This is a genomic window from Streptosporangium canum, from assembly GCF_900113865.1.
Lineage (GTDB): Bacteria > Actinomycetota > Actinomycetes > Streptosporangiales > Streptosporangiaceae > Streptosporangium > Streptosporangium canum.
Map to the genome: position 1 here is coordinate 408,832 of NZ_FOQY01000004.1, position 13,594 is coordinate 422,425.

Genomic DNA, 13,594 nt, shown 5'->3' on the forward strand with positions numbered 1-13,594 from the left:
AGCTTCTACTCATTCCTGGTGAACGCCTAGGACCAACCAGTCCTACGCATTGCCAATACATTGCCCGACCGTGCTGCACCCAAGCGGATCGCTCCGCCCGGTGATCACGGCCGCCGAATCCGCGAATCTCGCGGAACCGGGGAACCACCGTTCTTGGGGTGAATCGGCGCCTCCGCGCGCCGTAGGGCACTTCCCAGCCCGAACCCGTCAGCTAACCCGGTAGGCGGAATGAGAAGCGAAGCAAGGAGTCACACCCCCGCATGGCCAAGAACCGCCTCACCCCCAAGACCCGTCACCTGACCCACCTCGTTCTGGGCGCCTCCATCGCCCTTGGTGGCAGCCTCGTAGCGGTCCCCTCCGCCCTGGCGGACACCCCTGGACAGAGCCACCTCAACCCCTCCCCCGCCGAGGTCGCCCAGCCGGTCAACGCGAACAGGACCCCCCTCCAGGTCGCCGCCGAGGGCCTGCCCAAGGTCACGGCCGCGCAGGTCCTGGCCCTCGCCGCCAAGCAGGTCGGCATCTCCGAGAACTCCCAGGGCGGCGGGACCAAGTTCCAGTCCTGGTATGTGGCCTCTCCCCGCGCCAAGGAGACCGTCGCCCGTGACGGCGGCAGCCCGCGAGCCTACGCCAACGCCCCCTGGTGCGCGATGTTCGTCTCCTGGGTCGGCGAGCAGGCCGGCATCCGGCCCACCATGGGCTGGGACGCCTACACCGTCGCCCACGCCCAGTGGTTCAAGGACAACAAGCACTGGGGCACCGTCGCCAAGCCCGGCGCCGTCGTCTACTTCGACTGGAACGGCGGCAAGCGCATCAGCGGCATCGACCACGTCGGCTTCGTGAAGAAGGACAACGGCGACGGCACGATCAGCACGATCGAGGGCAACACCGGAAACGGCAAGGTCGAGCACCGCGTCCGGCCCAAGTCCCAGGTCGTCGGCTACGGCTACCCGGTCTACGCGGGCTGATCGACAGCCGGCTGACTCACCGACCACCGAAAAGGGGTCCGGCTCACCGAGCCGGACCCCTTTCGGCGTCCCCCCTCCCCCGAGCCTCCCTTCCAGCCGTCCCTCCCCCGAGCGGGTGCCACCGGCCGGGGTGGTCGCGGTCTCGGCCGAAATTCCACCGAACCGGCTCCGGCCGGTGTTTTCCGAACCCCGGCGCGAGTCGGTCCGCCGACCCGCGGCTGCGGTCAACAAGGCGGAGCCGCGGACGTAGGCACTCAGCGCGCGGCGCCCAACGCCGTGAGGGCGGCAGCGAGGTGCGGGTCCGCCTGCCCCGCTTCCTCCACGGCGGCGTTCAGCGTCTCCTCATAGGTGCGGCTCGCCTCGGCGTATCTCGTCCGGCCCGTCTCGGTGATGACCGTGTAGACGCCGCGTTTGTCGTCCGGGCACAGATCCCGGACGGCGAAGTCCGCCGCGCTCAGCCGGGCGACCAGGCGGGTCACCGAGCTCTGGTTGAGCCCGATCTTGTCGGCCAACTCCTGCATGCGCAGCTCGGCGGTGGGGGAGGCGGCCAGATGGCCCAGCGCACGGAACTCCGACAGGCCGACGCCGTGCCTTCGCTGCAGCGCGGCGGCGAGTCTGCTCTCCACGCGGGCGTGCAGCAGGAGGATGTGCTGCCAGGTCGCGGCGAGGTCCGAGACGGGCGGGGCGGCAACCGGGGCGGGGACTGCGGCAGGCATGAGACCTCCTCGTTCGTACGGCCTTCCCGATCTTTCCTGGGACCGGCTTGACAGAAGCATACATGTACATGCAACATTCTGTCTCGTCAGAACTTGCACATACATGCAAATAGGAGCGTCTCCCATGGCCTGGATCTACCTGCTCATCGCCGCCGTCTTCGAAGTCGTCTTCGCTCTGGCCACCAACGCCACCGAGGGCTTCACCCAACTGGGGCCGTCCCTGCTCACAGCCGCCGCGGCAGCCGTCGGAATCTTCTTCCTCAGCCTGGCTCTCAAAACACTGGACGTCGGCGTCGGCTACACCATCTGGACCGGCATCGGCTCGGTCGGCACGGTCGTGCTCGGCTCCGTGATCTTCGGCGAGGAGTTCACCATCTGGAAGGTGCTCGCCTTCACCCTGATCATCGGCGGCGTACTGGGCCTCAAGCTCTCCGACCGCCCGACCGCCGGCAAACCGTCCGCGGCCTGACCACCCCGCCCTGCCACTTCACACCCCCCGTCACTTCATACCTCCCGTCACTTCACACCTAAGGAAACGTCACCATGGCCTGGATCTACCTCTCCATCGCGATCGTCTTCGAGATCGGCTTCGCCCTCGGCACCAACGCCACCCAAGGCTTCACCCGGCTCTGGCCGTCGGTCTTCACACTCCTGTCGGCCGCCGGCGGCATCTTCACCCTCAGCCTGGCCCTCAAAACACTGGACGTCGGCGTCGGCTACACCATCTGGACCGGCGTCGGCTCCATCGGCACCGTCATCCTTGGCGCCCTCATCTACAAGGAGAAGATCACCCCCGCCAAGCTCGGCTCGTTCGCCGCGATCATCGGCGGCGTCGCCCTCCTCAAGATCGCCGCAGGGATCTGATCCACGATGCCGAACGCCACCGAACCCGAATGGCTCACCGAGCGCCTGACCCAGACCGTCGCCCTGGCCACCGCCGAGGTCCACGCCGACGGCATCCCGTTCGCCGGGCTCGTCGCAGACGACACCGCAACCGTGCTCGGCACGGGCGTCAACCAGGTCAGGGCACACCGCGACCCGCCGACGAAGAACTCGGTTCTTCTGCTGTGACCGGCGTTGCTCAAGATCCAAGTCCCCTTCCTGGTTCACGGCAGTGAGGAATGGCTGCTTTCGCCGGGACGGTCACCGACCCGAGAATCTCGCGCACCGAGCAGGGAGCGGCCGCTACCCGTCCGGGGGATCCCACCCGACCAGGGATCCCCCGGACGGGGGAAGAGCGCCGGTGATGACCTCCGGCACAATGGCCGTCGACTGAGGAGCCACACAGATGCCAGCACAGGGAACGCCGTCGTCCAAGGGCCAGGAGATCCAGCGGACGTTCGACAAGATCACTGACTACTACGACCTGATGAATCGCCTTATGACCCTGGGACGGCATGCCGCCTGGTGCCGTGAGATCGCGGCGGGTGCGAAAGTCCCGCCAGGTGGGAGCATGCTCGACATCGCCACCGGAACCGGCGTCATCGCTCTCGCCGCACTGGAGAAATATCCGAACTCGACCGTGCACGCCGTCGATTTCTCGGAGCGGATGCTGGCGGAGGCGGCGAGGAAACCGGGGGCCTCCGCCATCACGTGGCAGCAGGCGGACGCGAACGACCTGCCTTTCGGCGACGAGTCCTTCGACGCCGTCACGCACGGCTATCTCCTGCGGAACGTGGAGAATGTCGAGCGCGTGCTCGAAGAGCAGTACCGCGTGCTCAAACCCGGAGGCCGGGTCGTCATCCTGGAGACCTGCCCGCCGCGCGGACCGCTCCGCCACCCGGTGGAACTGGGGGTCCGGATCGTGATTCCCCTTCTCGGCCACCTGGTCGCACGCGATCGAGAGTCGTACGCGTACCTGCAGGAATCCACGCTCGGCTTCATGACGCCGCAGGAGGTCTCCGCGATTCTCCGCCGGGTCGGCTTCAGCTCCATAGCGTGGCGGAAAAGATTCTTCGGCACTCACATGATCATCTCGGCCGAAAAGCGGGCCTAAAAGCGGTAAGCCTTTCGTGCGCCCGGCAGAACGGGAGCGATGCGGGGGAGCTGTGGATTACCGGGGGAGGGTAGGTCTGCCCGCCGTTGCCGGCGGCCGAGCCGCGGCCGGTCCCGCCCGCCGAGCCGGCGCGTACTGGGTAATCAGGCCGGCCGGCGTCATGAGCGCCAGGCTCTCGATCATTCTCGATGCCGGCGGCTGTCTGTCGCCTTCGCAACGCCGGTGCCGGCGAGGCCGAGCTCGTAGGCGAGAACGGCCGCCTGGGCGCGGTCGCGGGCGCCGAGCTTGTCCAGGAGGTTGCCGACGCCGGGGGCGCGCTTCACCGGCTGGTGTCATCACGGCGTGTCGCCGGTGTGGCCGGTGCGGTCGATCTCGTCGACAAAGGCGAGGACCCGGGCGTTGACGCGCTCGGGGAACTCGCCGTTGATGGCGTGGGAGGCGTCCGGCCACAGTTCGACGACGCCACGGGCGAGCAGGCGGCGGGCACGCAGGCCGGCCTTGCGCGGATCGTGGATGATGCTGCGCCCGGCGATCAGGGCGAGCACCGGCACGTCGACTCCGGCCACCTGGTCGTCCGTGGGGTACGTCGGTGGCGGCAGGAAGGCGGCGAAGTCCCGCATCCCGGCCGATATCAGGTTGGCGACGGGTTCGTCGTCGGAGGCGTCGGCCCCGCCGGAGATCCAGCTCAGCAGCCTCCGGCGCCACGACTCGGGGAAGAACGGCACCACCGAGCCCAGCGAAACGACGACGACCTTCCAGGTGAACCGGCCGAAGAGCACGGCGGGATCGAGCAGGCTCACTGAGGCGATCTTCTCCGGGACGTGCAGGGCGAGGTGAAAAGCGCTCCACCCGCCGATGGACACTCCGACGAGATGCACCTGGTCATGGCCGAGCCGGGGCAGCAGCTCCGCCAGCCAGTCGGCCTGGTCGGCCGCACGCGTGAACGGCCGGGTCTGTACCGACAGGCCGGGCTCGCCGAGCAGGTCGACCGTGTAGACCGGCCGGTGAGCGACGAGGCCGGCCAGGTTCGCCTCCCACATCGGGGTGGCCGCGGTACGTCCCGGCAGCAGGAGGAGCGGTGCGCCGTCGCCGGTGCCGAAGCGATAGACCCGGACGGTCCCGAAGCGGGTCGCCACGTCCTGGATCTGATCGGGTTGGGGAAGCTCGGCCATGGCCCGGTCGTAGGCGTTCCGGTAGCGCGCGAAGGCGGACGCGTCGCGGAAGTGGCCGAGCCGTCGCCGACGGAACACGGCTCCGATGTTGGGTTCCACGAGGTCGTTCACGTACGGGATCCTCCGTTCGCCTTTTGCAATACGATCGTATCGCATCAATGTCACGATACGCTCATATCGCAAAGAGGGGAGGCCTGACCGTGCCGAAGCAGGTGGACCACGCGGCGCGGCGGGCGGAGATCGCCCATGCCGCTCTCAGGCTGTGCGCTCAGGACGGCCTGGCCGGTGTGAGCATCGGGCGGGTCGCACAGGAGGCCGGCGTCTCCAAAGGGCTCGTGCAGCACTATTTCGCGGCGAAGGCCGACCTGCTGCGCGCGAGCGCACACCTGCTCAGGCAGGAGATCGAGCGCCATGTTCGCGCGGCGCTGCGGGACGCCGACAGCCCGGCCGACACGCTGCGGTGCACGCTGCTCGCCATCGTCGAGCTAGGCGCGCGCGCTCCCGTGCTCCTGCTCGCCGGACACGCGTTTCTGGCCAGGACCGTCGCCGACCCTGATGTACGCGGGCTGTACCGTGCAGGCGGCGACGCGGTCCATCGCGAGATCGCCGCGCTCGTGGCCGCCACCGCTTCGGAACCCGGCGTCGATGCCGGTGCCGAGGCCCACGTGCTTCTCGGGCTCGCGCGCGGCCTGGCCGATGGCGTGCTGGTCGGGGAACTGGGCGTCGCGGAGGCGGCCGCGGTCCTCGACCACCAGCTCGGCCGGATCAGCTTGCGGACGGACGTGTGACGGGAAGGCGGGTTCCCGAAACACGTCGCCGGCGAGAGGCGGTAACCGCGGTTACCGACGGACGTGTGGCGGGTGTGCCCGCAGGGGGTGGGTGAACGCTTTTCCTCGCGGCTGGTTCATGCGTTCGCGGCGCTTGCCCGGTGCGTTTCGTGATCTACCGCCGCCCGGCCGGGACGGGAGCCGGGTGAGGACACCATGCCGGCACAGGGCATGAGGGGCGGACCCTCAGCGGTGCCCCGCTACCTGGGCACGGTGGTGGTGCCGCCGGCCGTCTCGGCGATGAGGGCGGCGGCGCAGCCGGTGACGAGGTCCTCGGCGTACGCGGGGATCGGCTCACCGGACCGGTGGTGGCGGCGGACGGTGGCGTACGGAAGGTCCACCGTGGCCAGGAGGAGCCGTTCCACGTCGTGCGGCTCGTCTCTTCCCAGGCGCCCGGCCAGGCCGCGCAGGGCGCTCGTGACCCGGCCGTTGCCCTGCTCCAGCCGTTCGCGTGCCTCGGCCGGCCAGTTGGCCCCGTCGAAGTCGGCGGGGCCGTACAGCAGGATCTGCGTCTCGTCCGGGTGGGCGCGGCTCCAGGTGACGACGTGGCGGGCCGCGTCCTGGACCGCCCGCGCCGGCGGATCGGCGTTCAGGGCCGCGAGGAAGCCCTCCTGGAACCGTTCGGCGGTGCGCAGCCACAGCGCGGCGAGCATGGCGGAACGGCCGGGGAACCGGTGGTAGATCGAACCGCTCGGGGCGCGGGCCGCGCGGGCGACCGCCGACACGGTGACGGCGCTCGGACCGCCCGCGGCCACCAGCTCGGCGGCGACGTCGAGCAGCCGGTCGATGTCGTGCCGAGACGGTCTTCCCATGTGGCCGAGGGTATCGGTTCCGGCACATATCGGAGAGAGGTCTCCGGGAGCACGCCGGGCCCGGTCCCGTGGGCCGGCAGCCCCTGATGAGAGCGCTGAAGAGCCTCCGGAAGGGGACTCCCGGTCGCGCCGGAACCGCCGGGCATCCCCCTCTTGACCCGGGCCGGCGGGCTCATTCCGTCATTCCTGGACGAGCTCCTCGACCTGCACGGCCACCCCGCTCTTGAGTGTCACCTTGGCGTAGGGGACGCCGCTCTTCTTGAGTGCCTTCTCCAGCTGGGCCGCGGTGCACTTGTGCGGGACCGCGCCCGTGTCGCAGATCGCTCCCCGCAGGTCGAGCACCACCGCTTCCGGGCTGAGCATGACCGGCTGGGCGTCGCCCGCGTCGAGCTGCACGGTGATCCAGCCAGGCCGCGTCGGGCTCGCGCTGAGCGCGCCGATCAGGTGCATGGCGGGCCCCGTGTCCCCGGCTCCGTCGCCCGGTGCCTCCGCCGTGGGCTCCGCGGAGGCGGCCGGGGCCGTGGGGGCGGCCTCGGGACCGGGCGAGGACGCCGAGGCGGCCGGGGCCGTGGGCTCCGCGGGGGCGGTCTCGGAAGCGGCCGCGGACGCGGACGTGGTCGGAGCAGCGGGGGGAGCGGACGGGTCGCCCTCTCCTGAACAGGCGGTGAGTCCGGCGGCGAAAGCAGCTACCAGGAGGACGCGCGTTATCTTCAACGATCTGCTCATAAGGCGCAACCATCCCATGAGGCTTGGCGTGGGTGGTATTCGGAGAGATGGCCGCCCGGTCCGCCGGAGAAGTGCCCCGGCGCCACGCGGGCCGCGCACCCTGGTCCGAGGTAGGGGCCGCCCCACCCCGGACCGGGGTGCGGACGGGCGTGATCCGGCCCGGTGCGCGGTGAAGACTCGGTGTCACCGTCCGCCACCACCTGACTCGGTGTCACCGTCCGCCACCACCTGAGGGATCCGCCATGTCGACGCAGCACGCCCCACAGTCCGCGATCCGCCCGTCAACCGTTCCCGCGACCGTCAGGACCGCGTCGGCACTCTGGTTCACCGCCGTGGGCGCCGGCGCCTTCGAGGCCGCCCTGGCCGTCACCGGCGTGCTGGCCGACGGATCTGCCTCCTTCACCGACCTCGTCCCGGGCCTGGGTTTCCGGCTGGCGGTCTTCGCCGCGGCGATCTTCATGGCCGTGCGCCTGCGGCAGGGCCGTCCCTGGTCGCGCATCGCTCTCGCCCTGACCCTCGGTGTCTTCGGCACCGTCTCGCTGGTGATCGAACCGGTCCGGTGGCTCCTTGAGGGGCATTCGATCGGCCAAGCCGTCGCGGACGCCGACACGATGGCGTTCGTGTTCGCCGGGAGCCGGATCGTGCATCTCGTGGCTGTCCTGTCGGCCATGGCGATGATGTTCAGCCCGGAGGCGAACGCCTATTTCCGCGGCGCGTCCCGCTCGCCACGCGGCTGACCCGGGACATGGAGGACGCGCGCGTGCTACTGGTGCGGAAGGCTGAGCCATGGCGGTCTGCCCGGAGGACTTGCCATGGAAAAGAAAGATCGTCATATTCGGGCGGGTGGAATCGGACAAGACACCTTCTGAAGCCAGGGTGCGCGGATTCCGGGCCGCTGCCCGGCGCGTTGTGCTCGCGGCTGTCGTCACTGTCACCGCCATGACGTCGACTGGAGCGGCCGACGCCGCGATCGGGGACCCCGGCCGCGTGCTTGCCCAGGCGTCTCCGCCGGACGCACCCTGGGCCGGTGGGCAGAAGCTGTCCCCGCCACCGGACGGGCCCTGGCCGCAGGGAGCGGATTTCACCCTCTTCCTGTGTCGGTCTGATGACTCTTTCGACAACTGTCGCGAGCGGGCGATCACAGCGGAGCAGCGGCGCGCGCTCCAGGCGAGACTGGAGGCGATGCCGCAGGTGGCGGAGGCGAGGTTCGAGACCCGCGCGCAGGCATGGGCGATTTTCAAGGAGGACATCGCCGACGACGAGACACTGCTCTCGGTGTTGGGGCCCGGTGACATGCCGGAGTCGTTCAAAGGCACGCTCCATCGGCGAGCCGACATCGCGCCCTTCCGAACCGCGATGAAGAAGATCCCGGGCGTCTCCAATGTCTACGTCTTGGGCGGTCGTTTCTGGAAGGGCAAGGCGGACATCAGGGTCACGTTGTGCGGAAAACAGAAACCGTATGAGGGGCCCTGCGCCAAACGCGGGCCCGTCACGCGGCAGGAGAAGGCCGCGATCGAGGGCCGGCTGAGCGGCATGCGGCAGGTCGAGCAGATCTACGTCGAGGACGCCGCACACGCCAAGCGGGTGTTCGAGCACTTCTGGGCCCGGGGGAAGTTCAGGACATCGAACTTCGCGGAGAATTACTACATCAGGCTTACGGATCGCGGTGACGCGCGAGTGGTGATCGGAGCCGTCAAGGACATGCCCGGCGTCCAGGACGCCTTCACCGTCACCACCGGGTGAAGCGCCAGGACCTCCTCGTACTCGTTCTTCCTCGGTACCGGCCGAGGGGTGATCGCCGACGGATGCACCGCCACGTGGCTGAACCTCTCCTTGACGCCCTTCACTCTGAAGTGCCAGGCGGGCACCTGAACCGTGCCCCAGCTGGTGATCACTGGTACCTCGCCGAGTTCGGCGTGGGTGACCCGTAGCGGAATGCAGCCTTTGGTCGGGCACTCCTCTTCGATGAAGTCAGGGGCTTTGCTCAGCTCCGCGTACGCTGCGGCCGCTGTGACCAGGGGGACCGTCATCGTGGATCCGGCCGGCCGACGCAGCCGCCCGCTGGACGGGGAGTCCGTGGACAGATCGGCGTCCAAGACGAATACGCCGTTGTGCTTGCTCACACGCACCCAGTCAGGCATCGGCTTCCGCTGCTCGACATTCAGTCCCCACAGTGGCACGAAGCCTTCCCTCCAGGTGCGGTCGGCTTCGGAACCGTGCCAGCGGCCCGCCACCTCACGAGCGCGGCCCTGGAACTCTTCCGGGGACACGCGGTTGTTGCTGCTGCATGCGGAGAGCACCATCACCAGCAAGAGGGGCCAGACCAGGGTGCGCAAGGCAGTTCCTAAGGCGTGAGGAGAGGGGCTCCGGCGGGGAGAGGTGGACGCGGGTGGAGCGAGGTACGGCGAGGTGGAGATAGAGATCATCTCTCCCGAGTTTCTGCCAAGCTCTCGCGGGGGTGCGGATCACTCCGGGGCGATCCGTCAGGAGTAGACCGGCTCGAAAGCCGGGCCGGCGGTTCAGAGCACGATGCTGTCCTCGCGGACTGCACGATCGCCTGGGATGACGATCGGGTCCGCTACCTCAACGACGCGACCCTGAGCGTAGGTCCGCCGCGTGATGGAGAAGACGGGCACACCCGTACCGATCCCGAGCCGTTCGGCTTCATCTGGCGTCGGCATGCGAACCGCAGTGGTCTCTCTGATCTTGTCGACCTTGATTCCGAGGCTCCGTAGCTGACCCGTGTTGCCACCCGGCCACGGCTCATGACGAGGATCGGCGACCGGCGTGCCCTCCACGTCGGAGGCCAACAGACATGAGCGGGACATCTGAGACGGCTCGCCGACGGCATAGAAAACGAATCGGCGCTCCAGCACTCGGGCGCCGACGTCGACTCCGAACAGCTCCGCCAGGCGCTCGTCGGCCTCGATCCATGCGAATGCCTTGTCCAGCCGGTACTGCGACCAGGTGATTCCAGCGTCGTGAGTGAACGACGTCTGCGGCGTTTCCTGCGGGCCGGAGTCGACCAGGTAACGATCCATGGAGATGCGCCGGACAGGCGGGCGTTCTCGGACGAACGTGCCCGACCCCTGTCTGGACTCGATCAAGCCTTCGTTGCGGAGGATCTCAAGCGCTCGCCTGATCAGGATGTCGGAGACGCCGTACTCCTCGGCCAGCAGTCGCTGGGGCGGAAGCTTGAGACCTGGCGTGAGGGCGCCCGTTTTGATCTGTTCGCGCAGATCATCGGCCACGCGGAGGTAGGCGTGTGGCCGCTCGGTCACCGTTCGCCTCCTTGATTTCGCATCTGGCTTGACAGGAGCGTACACGGTCAGGAAAGTTCGTATACGAACTTATCAATCTCGTATACGGCCCCTATTCGGAGCGCCCATGGCTGTCCCCCATGATCCGGCACATCACGCTCGCCTGTCCTACTCCTGGCGGGACGAAAACTGGCACCTCCTCGATCAGCCGGCCCTCACCGTCGTGCTCCTGAACGACAGCGTTTCCAAGGGCGAGTCCTACGCGACACCCGCCCTGGCCGAGCAAGCTTTCTGGCGGGCGGTCACTGACAGCCTCCTCAGCCATCAGGAACGGGTCCTCACGACCACCTGGGACGGCACCGAGGTGGGTCTACTGGTCGACTACAGCACCGGCCTGTTTCACCTCGCCTACCGCACCCCGGACAGCACGGCCGCTGTCTCACATACCGATGAGGCCAAGGCGCGCGGACTGGGAAGAGACCGTCAGGACACTGCTCGCCGAGCGGTTCCGCGGCTGGAGCATCTGGCGTAGCAACACCGGGGGCTGGTGGGCCACCCGCCACGCCGCGCCCAACAAGGCTGAGGCCATGAGCGGATGCGCTCGCACTGTAGACGCCGATACTCCGGCGAGACTGGCCGAATGTCTCGCCGAGCAGGAGCGCCGAACCAGAACGGCGGCAGCGTCGTGATCGTCGACCCGGACGCGCAGCGCCGCCAGATTCTGGAATCCACCTACCCCGGCTGGCACATCGTGTACCTGTCCCAGCTCGGCCACTGGTACGCCCGCCGCACCCTGCGGCTCACCGCCGCCATGCTGTCCGCCGGCGCGGTGGAGTCGTTCATCCGGACCACCTACCAGGACTTTCTGGCAGCGCTGCACAAGCAGGCTGTGATCATCCAGAGATACGGCGACTACAGCCCATAGACCGCTTGGCCGTCGTGCCGCCGTGGACGCGGCGGCCAGGTGCAGCAGCCCGGGCAAGGCGCGCGCAGGCGCCGAAATCCCAGGTCGGCCCACGTGTTGGAGGGCGGCACGTGAGGCAAGTGGTCCCCCGTCCTTGTCTGAGGGGGCGGGGGCGGGGGACCGCGCTCCTATACGTCCGGCAGTGAGGTCGCCCCCGTACCTCCAGTCCGGACCGGCCCCGTCCTCTTCCCCGTAAGGGCGGCGGCCATCCTTCCGGCAGCGTCCACACCGGGTCCTGCCGGACCGGCCCCGCCCCGATCCATAGGAGCGGGGCCATCTCATCTCCTCTTCGCTCAGTACCCCCTGAAAGCACAACGCCCCGCGAGCGGTGACAGTTGGACGAAGATCGCTCAGCGGTTCGAGCTCTGGCCGACGTCGCAGGTGCCGTTCCTGGACCGCGAGCTCGCGGTCTGGCGGAAGGGAAGGGCCGCGAAGATCGTCTCCGATTTCTTCCGGGCAAAGCGAAAAGGCCCTCCCCGCGTAAGCGGGTCAGGCCTTTTACCTCGGGAAACACTACGTCGGGGTGACAGGATTTGAACCTGCGACCTCTTCGTCCCGAACGAAGCGCGCTACCAAGCTGCGCCACACCCCGGTGCACGTCGGTCTTGCTCGTGCTTGGGAAAGTCTAGCGGACTTCGCGGGTGCTTGCGTCACTTCGGCGGCGGGGCACCAGCGTGAGGAGACTCGCCTCGGGGAAGCAGGCGAAACGGGCCGGGGCGTAGGGGCTGGTGCCGAGGCCGGCGGAGACGTGGAGGTAGGCGGAGTCATGGCGGCTCAGGCCCTTGACGCGGGCCCGGTCGATGCCGCAGTTGGTGACCAGGGCGCCGTAGAACGGGATGCAGAGCTGGCCGCCGTGGGTGTGGCCGGCGAGCAGCAGCTGGTAGCCGTCGGAGGCGAAGCGGGTCATGTTGCGGGGCTCGGGGGAGTGCATGACACCCAGGCGGAGGTCGGCCTCCGCGGGGGCCGGACCGGCGATCATGTCGTAGCGGTCGAGGTTGATGTGGGAGTCGTGGATGCCGCCCACGGCCACGTCGAGGTCGCCGACCTTGATCCGGGCGGTGGTGTTGTTCATGTCCAGCCAGCCCTCGACGGCCATGCCGGCGCCGAGCTCCTCCCAGGGAAGCGAGGGGATCGTCTGGCCGTGGTCGCCCTTGGAGGTGCGCCAGAGGTAGCGGATGGGGTTCTTGGGGCGCGGGGCGTAGAGGTCGTTGGAGCCGTAGACGAACAGCCCCGGACGGGACAGCAGCGGCTCCAGGGCGTGCAGGAGGGGGCGGACCGCGTCGGGGTGGGCGATGGTGTCGCCGGTGTTGACCACCAGATCGGGCTTGAGGTCGCCCAGCGAGCGCACCCAGTTGATGAGCATCCGCCTGCCCGGGGTGAGGTGGAGGTCGGACAGGTGCAGGATGCGCACCGGCCGTCGGCCGGGCTCCAGCACGGGCACGTCGAAGCGCCGCAGGCGGAACGCGTTGCGCTCGACGACCGAGGCGTAGGCGAGGCCGGCCATGCCGACACCGAGCAGGGACAGGGGCACCGCGGCTGCTTTCCTCACCTCCTCATCATGCCCGACATCGGGCTCCCTGAAGGAAACTTGGGATACGGCGGAGCTGGTGAGACGGCAAGATGGACCGCATGAGCACATTGAAGGACAAGCTGAAGACCGACCTCACGGCCTCCATGAAGAGCAGGGACGAGGTCCGTACCCGCACGATCCGCATGGCCCTCGCGGCTGTGAACGTCGAGGAGGTCGCGGGCAAGACGGCGCGCGAGCTCTCCGACGACGAGATCATCAAGGTGCTGACCAAGGAGGCCAAGAAGCGCCGCGAGGCGGCCGAGGCGTTCAGTGGCGCCGGCCGCACGGAGCAGGCGCAGGCCGAGGTGGACGAGCAGGCCGTGCTGGAGGAGTATCTCCCGGCCCAGCTCTCCGACGAGGAGCTCGGCAAGCTCGTGGACGAGGCCGTCGCCGAGACCGGTGCCGCCGGGCCTCAGGCGATGGGGCAGGTCATGAAGGTTCTGAACCCCAAGGTCGCCGGGCGGGCGGAGGGCGGCCGGGTGGCGCAGGCCGTACGCGCCCGGCTGTCGGCCTGAGCGGACCGCGCGTCCGGACGGCGGTCCGGGTGGGCCGCGCGTCCGAGTGACGGCGGTCCGAGTGACGGCGG

19 protein-coding genes, 1 tRNA gene and 1 riboswitch are annotated in these 13,594 nt (G+C 68.9%); of the genes, 11 read left to right on the plus strand and 9 right to left on the minus strand.

Annotation, left to right across the window (positions count from 1 at the left end):
- Positions 1–101: 101 nt before the first annotated feature.
- Positions 102–240: riboswitch (cyclic di-AMP (ydaO/yuaA leader) on the plus strand.
- 20 nt (positions 241–260) lie between these two features.
- Positions 261–965: a CHAP domain-containing protein gene (locus BM085_RS08435; protein WP_093886431.1), complete on the plus strand. Its 705-nt coding sequence runs from the start codon at positions 261–263 to the stop codon at positions 963–965.
- Between the two features lie 254 nt (positions 966–1,219).
- Here BM085_RS08435 and BM085_RS08440 read toward each other — a convergent pair whose 3' ends face one another.
- A complete protein-coding gene (locus tag BM085_RS08440) occupies positions 1,220–1,681 on the minus strand; it encodes a MarR family winged helix-turn-helix transcriptional regulator (protein ID WP_093886432.1) in 462 nt (153 codons plus the stop codon).
- A 124-nt stretch (positions 1,682–1,805) separates the two neighbouring features.
- Here BM085_RS08440 and BM085_RS08445 point away from each other — a divergent pair, with 124 nt between their 5' ends.
- From BM085_RS08445 to BM085_RS08460, 4 genes are all read left to right on the plus strand, one after another.
- Positions 1,806–2,150, plus strand: a complete 345-nt coding sequence (locus BM085_RS08445; RefSeq protein WP_093886433.1) for a DMT family transporter — start codon at positions 1,806–1,808, stop codon at positions 2,148–2,150.
- 74 nt (positions 2,151–2,224) lie between these two features.
- Complete coding sequence (locus tag BM085_RS08450) at positions 2,225–2,545, plus strand: DMT family transporter (RefSeq protein WP_093886434.1); 321 nt, start codon at positions 2,225–2,227, stop codon at positions 2,543–2,545.
- Between the two features lie 6 nt (positions 2,546–2,551).
- Positions 2,552–2,752: a cytidine/deoxycytidylate deaminase family protein gene (locus BM085_RS08455; protein ID WP_177245003.1), complete on the plus strand. Its 201-nt coding sequence runs from the start codon at positions 2,552–2,554 to the stop codon at positions 2,750–2,752.
- 217 nt (positions 2,753–2,969) lie between these two features.
- The gene (locus BM085_RS08460) at positions 2,970–3,677 is read left to right on the plus strand and encodes a ubiquinone/menaquinone biosynthesis methyltransferase (RefSeq protein ID WP_093886435.1); all 708 of its coding nucleotides are present in this window, start codon (positions 2,970–2,972) and stop codon (positions 3,675–3,677) included.
- 179 nt (positions 3,678–3,856) lie between these two features.
- Here BM085_RS08460 and BM085_RS42785 read toward each other — a convergent pair whose 3' ends face one another.
- Both BM085_RS42785 and BM085_RS08465 read right to left on the minus strand, forming a co-directional pair.
- The gene (locus BM085_RS42785) at positions 3,857–4,000 is read right to left on the minus strand and encodes a response regulator transcription factor (RefSeq protein ID WP_143120839.1); all 144 of its coding nucleotides are present in this window, start codon (positions 3,998–4,000) and stop codon (positions 3,857–3,859) included.
- A 12-nt stretch (positions 4,001–4,012) separates the two neighbouring features.
- The gene (locus BM085_RS08465) at positions 4,013–4,960 is read right to left on the minus strand and encodes an alpha/beta fold hydrolase (protein ID WP_218158651.1); all 948 of its coding nucleotides are present in this window, start codon (positions 4,958–4,960) and stop codon (positions 4,013–4,015) included.
- An 89-nt stretch (positions 4,961–5,049) separates the two neighbouring features.
- Here BM085_RS08465 and BM085_RS08470 point away from each other — a divergent pair, with 89 nt between their 5' ends.
- On the plus strand, positions 5,050–5,637 hold the full coding sequence (locus tag BM085_RS08470) for a TetR/AcrR family transcriptional regulator (RefSeq protein ID WP_177245004.1): 588 nt from the start codon (positions 5,050–5,052) through the stop codon (positions 5,635–5,637).
- A gap of 239 nt (positions 5,638–5,876) precedes the next feature.
- Here BM085_RS08470 and BM085_RS08475 read toward each other — a convergent pair whose 3' ends face one another.
- Together BM085_RS08475 and BM085_RS42790 are read right to left on the minus strand one after the other, a co-directional pair.
- Positions 5,877–6,488, minus strand: coding sequence for a TetR/AcrR family transcriptional regulator (locus BM085_RS08475; RefSeq protein WP_093886438.1), 612 nt, complete (start codon positions 6,486–6,488; stop codon positions 5,877–5,879).
- Between the two features lie 180 nt (positions 6,489–6,668).
- Positions 6,669–7,202: a hypothetical protein gene (locus BM085_RS42790; RefSeq protein ID WP_143120840.1), complete on the minus strand. Its 534-nt coding sequence runs from the start codon at positions 7,200–7,202 to the stop codon at positions 6,669–6,671.
- A 254-nt stretch (positions 7,203–7,456) separates the two neighbouring features.
- Here BM085_RS42790 and BM085_RS08490 point away from each other — a divergent pair, with 254 nt between their 5' ends.
- Positions 7,457–7,951, plus strand: coding sequence for a hypothetical protein (locus tag BM085_RS08490; protein ID WP_093886440.1), 495 nt, complete (start codon positions 7,457–7,459; stop codon positions 7,949–7,951).
- A gap of 106 nt (positions 7,952–8,057) precedes the next feature.
- Positions 8,058–8,957, plus strand: coding sequence for a permease-like cell division protein FtsX (locus BM085_RS08495; RefSeq protein WP_143120841.1), 900 nt, complete (start codon positions 8,058–8,060; stop codon positions 8,955–8,957).
- Here the strand turns inward: BM085_RS08495 and BM085_RS42795 are convergent.
- Together BM085_RS42795 and BM085_RS08500 are read right to left on the minus strand one after the other, a co-directional pair.
- Complete coding sequence (locus BM085_RS42795; RefSeq protein ID WP_143120842.1) at positions 8,858–9,550, minus strand: hypothetical protein; 693 nt, start codon at positions 9,548–9,550, stop codon at positions 8,858–8,860. The genes BM085_RS08495 and BM085_RS42795 overlap by 100 nt on opposite strands.
- Positions 9,551–9,733: 183 nt before the next feature.
- On the minus strand, positions 9,734–10,495 hold the full coding sequence (locus tag BM085_RS08500) for a GntR family transcriptional regulator (RefSeq protein WP_093886442.1): 762 nt from the start codon (positions 10,493–10,495) through the stop codon (positions 9,734–9,736).
- A gap of 106 nt (positions 10,496–10,601) precedes the next feature.
- Between BM085_RS08500 and BM085_RS44265 the strand changes: the two genes are divergently transcribed.
- Both BM085_RS44265 and BM085_RS08510 read left to right on the plus strand, forming a co-directional pair.
- Complete coding sequence (locus BM085_RS44265; protein ID WP_177245005.1) at positions 10,602–11,006, plus strand: hypothetical protein; 405 nt, start codon at positions 10,602–10,604, stop codon at positions 11,004–11,006.
- Between the two features lie 108 nt (positions 11,007–11,114).
- Positions 11,115–11,399, plus strand: a complete 285-nt coding sequence (locus BM085_RS08510) for a hypothetical protein (RefSeq protein WP_143120843.1) — start codon at positions 11,115–11,117, stop codon at positions 11,397–11,399.
- Between the two features lie 557 nt (positions 11,400–11,956).
- Here BM085_RS08510 and BM085_RS08515 read toward each other — a convergent pair.
- Both BM085_RS08515 and BM085_RS08520 read right to left on the minus strand, forming a co-directional pair.
- Positions 11,957–12,030: transfer RNA gene (locus tag BM085_RS08515), tRNA-Pro, on the minus strand.
- 33 nt (positions 12,031–12,063) lie between these two features.
- A complete protein-coding gene (locus tag BM085_RS08520) occupies positions 12,064–12,942 on the minus strand; it encodes a metallophosphoesterase (RefSeq protein ID WP_425443260.1) in 879 nt (292 codons plus the stop codon).
- Positions 12,943–13,067: 125 nt separating this feature from the next.
- Between BM085_RS08520 and BM085_RS08525 the strand changes: the two genes are divergently transcribed.
- Positions 13,068–13,523, plus strand: a complete 456-nt coding sequence (locus BM085_RS08525; RefSeq protein ID WP_031169442.1) for a GatB/YqeY domain-containing protein — start codon at positions 13,068–13,070, stop codon at positions 13,521–13,523.
- The last annotated feature ends 71 nt before the right edge of the window (positions 13,524–13,594 follow it).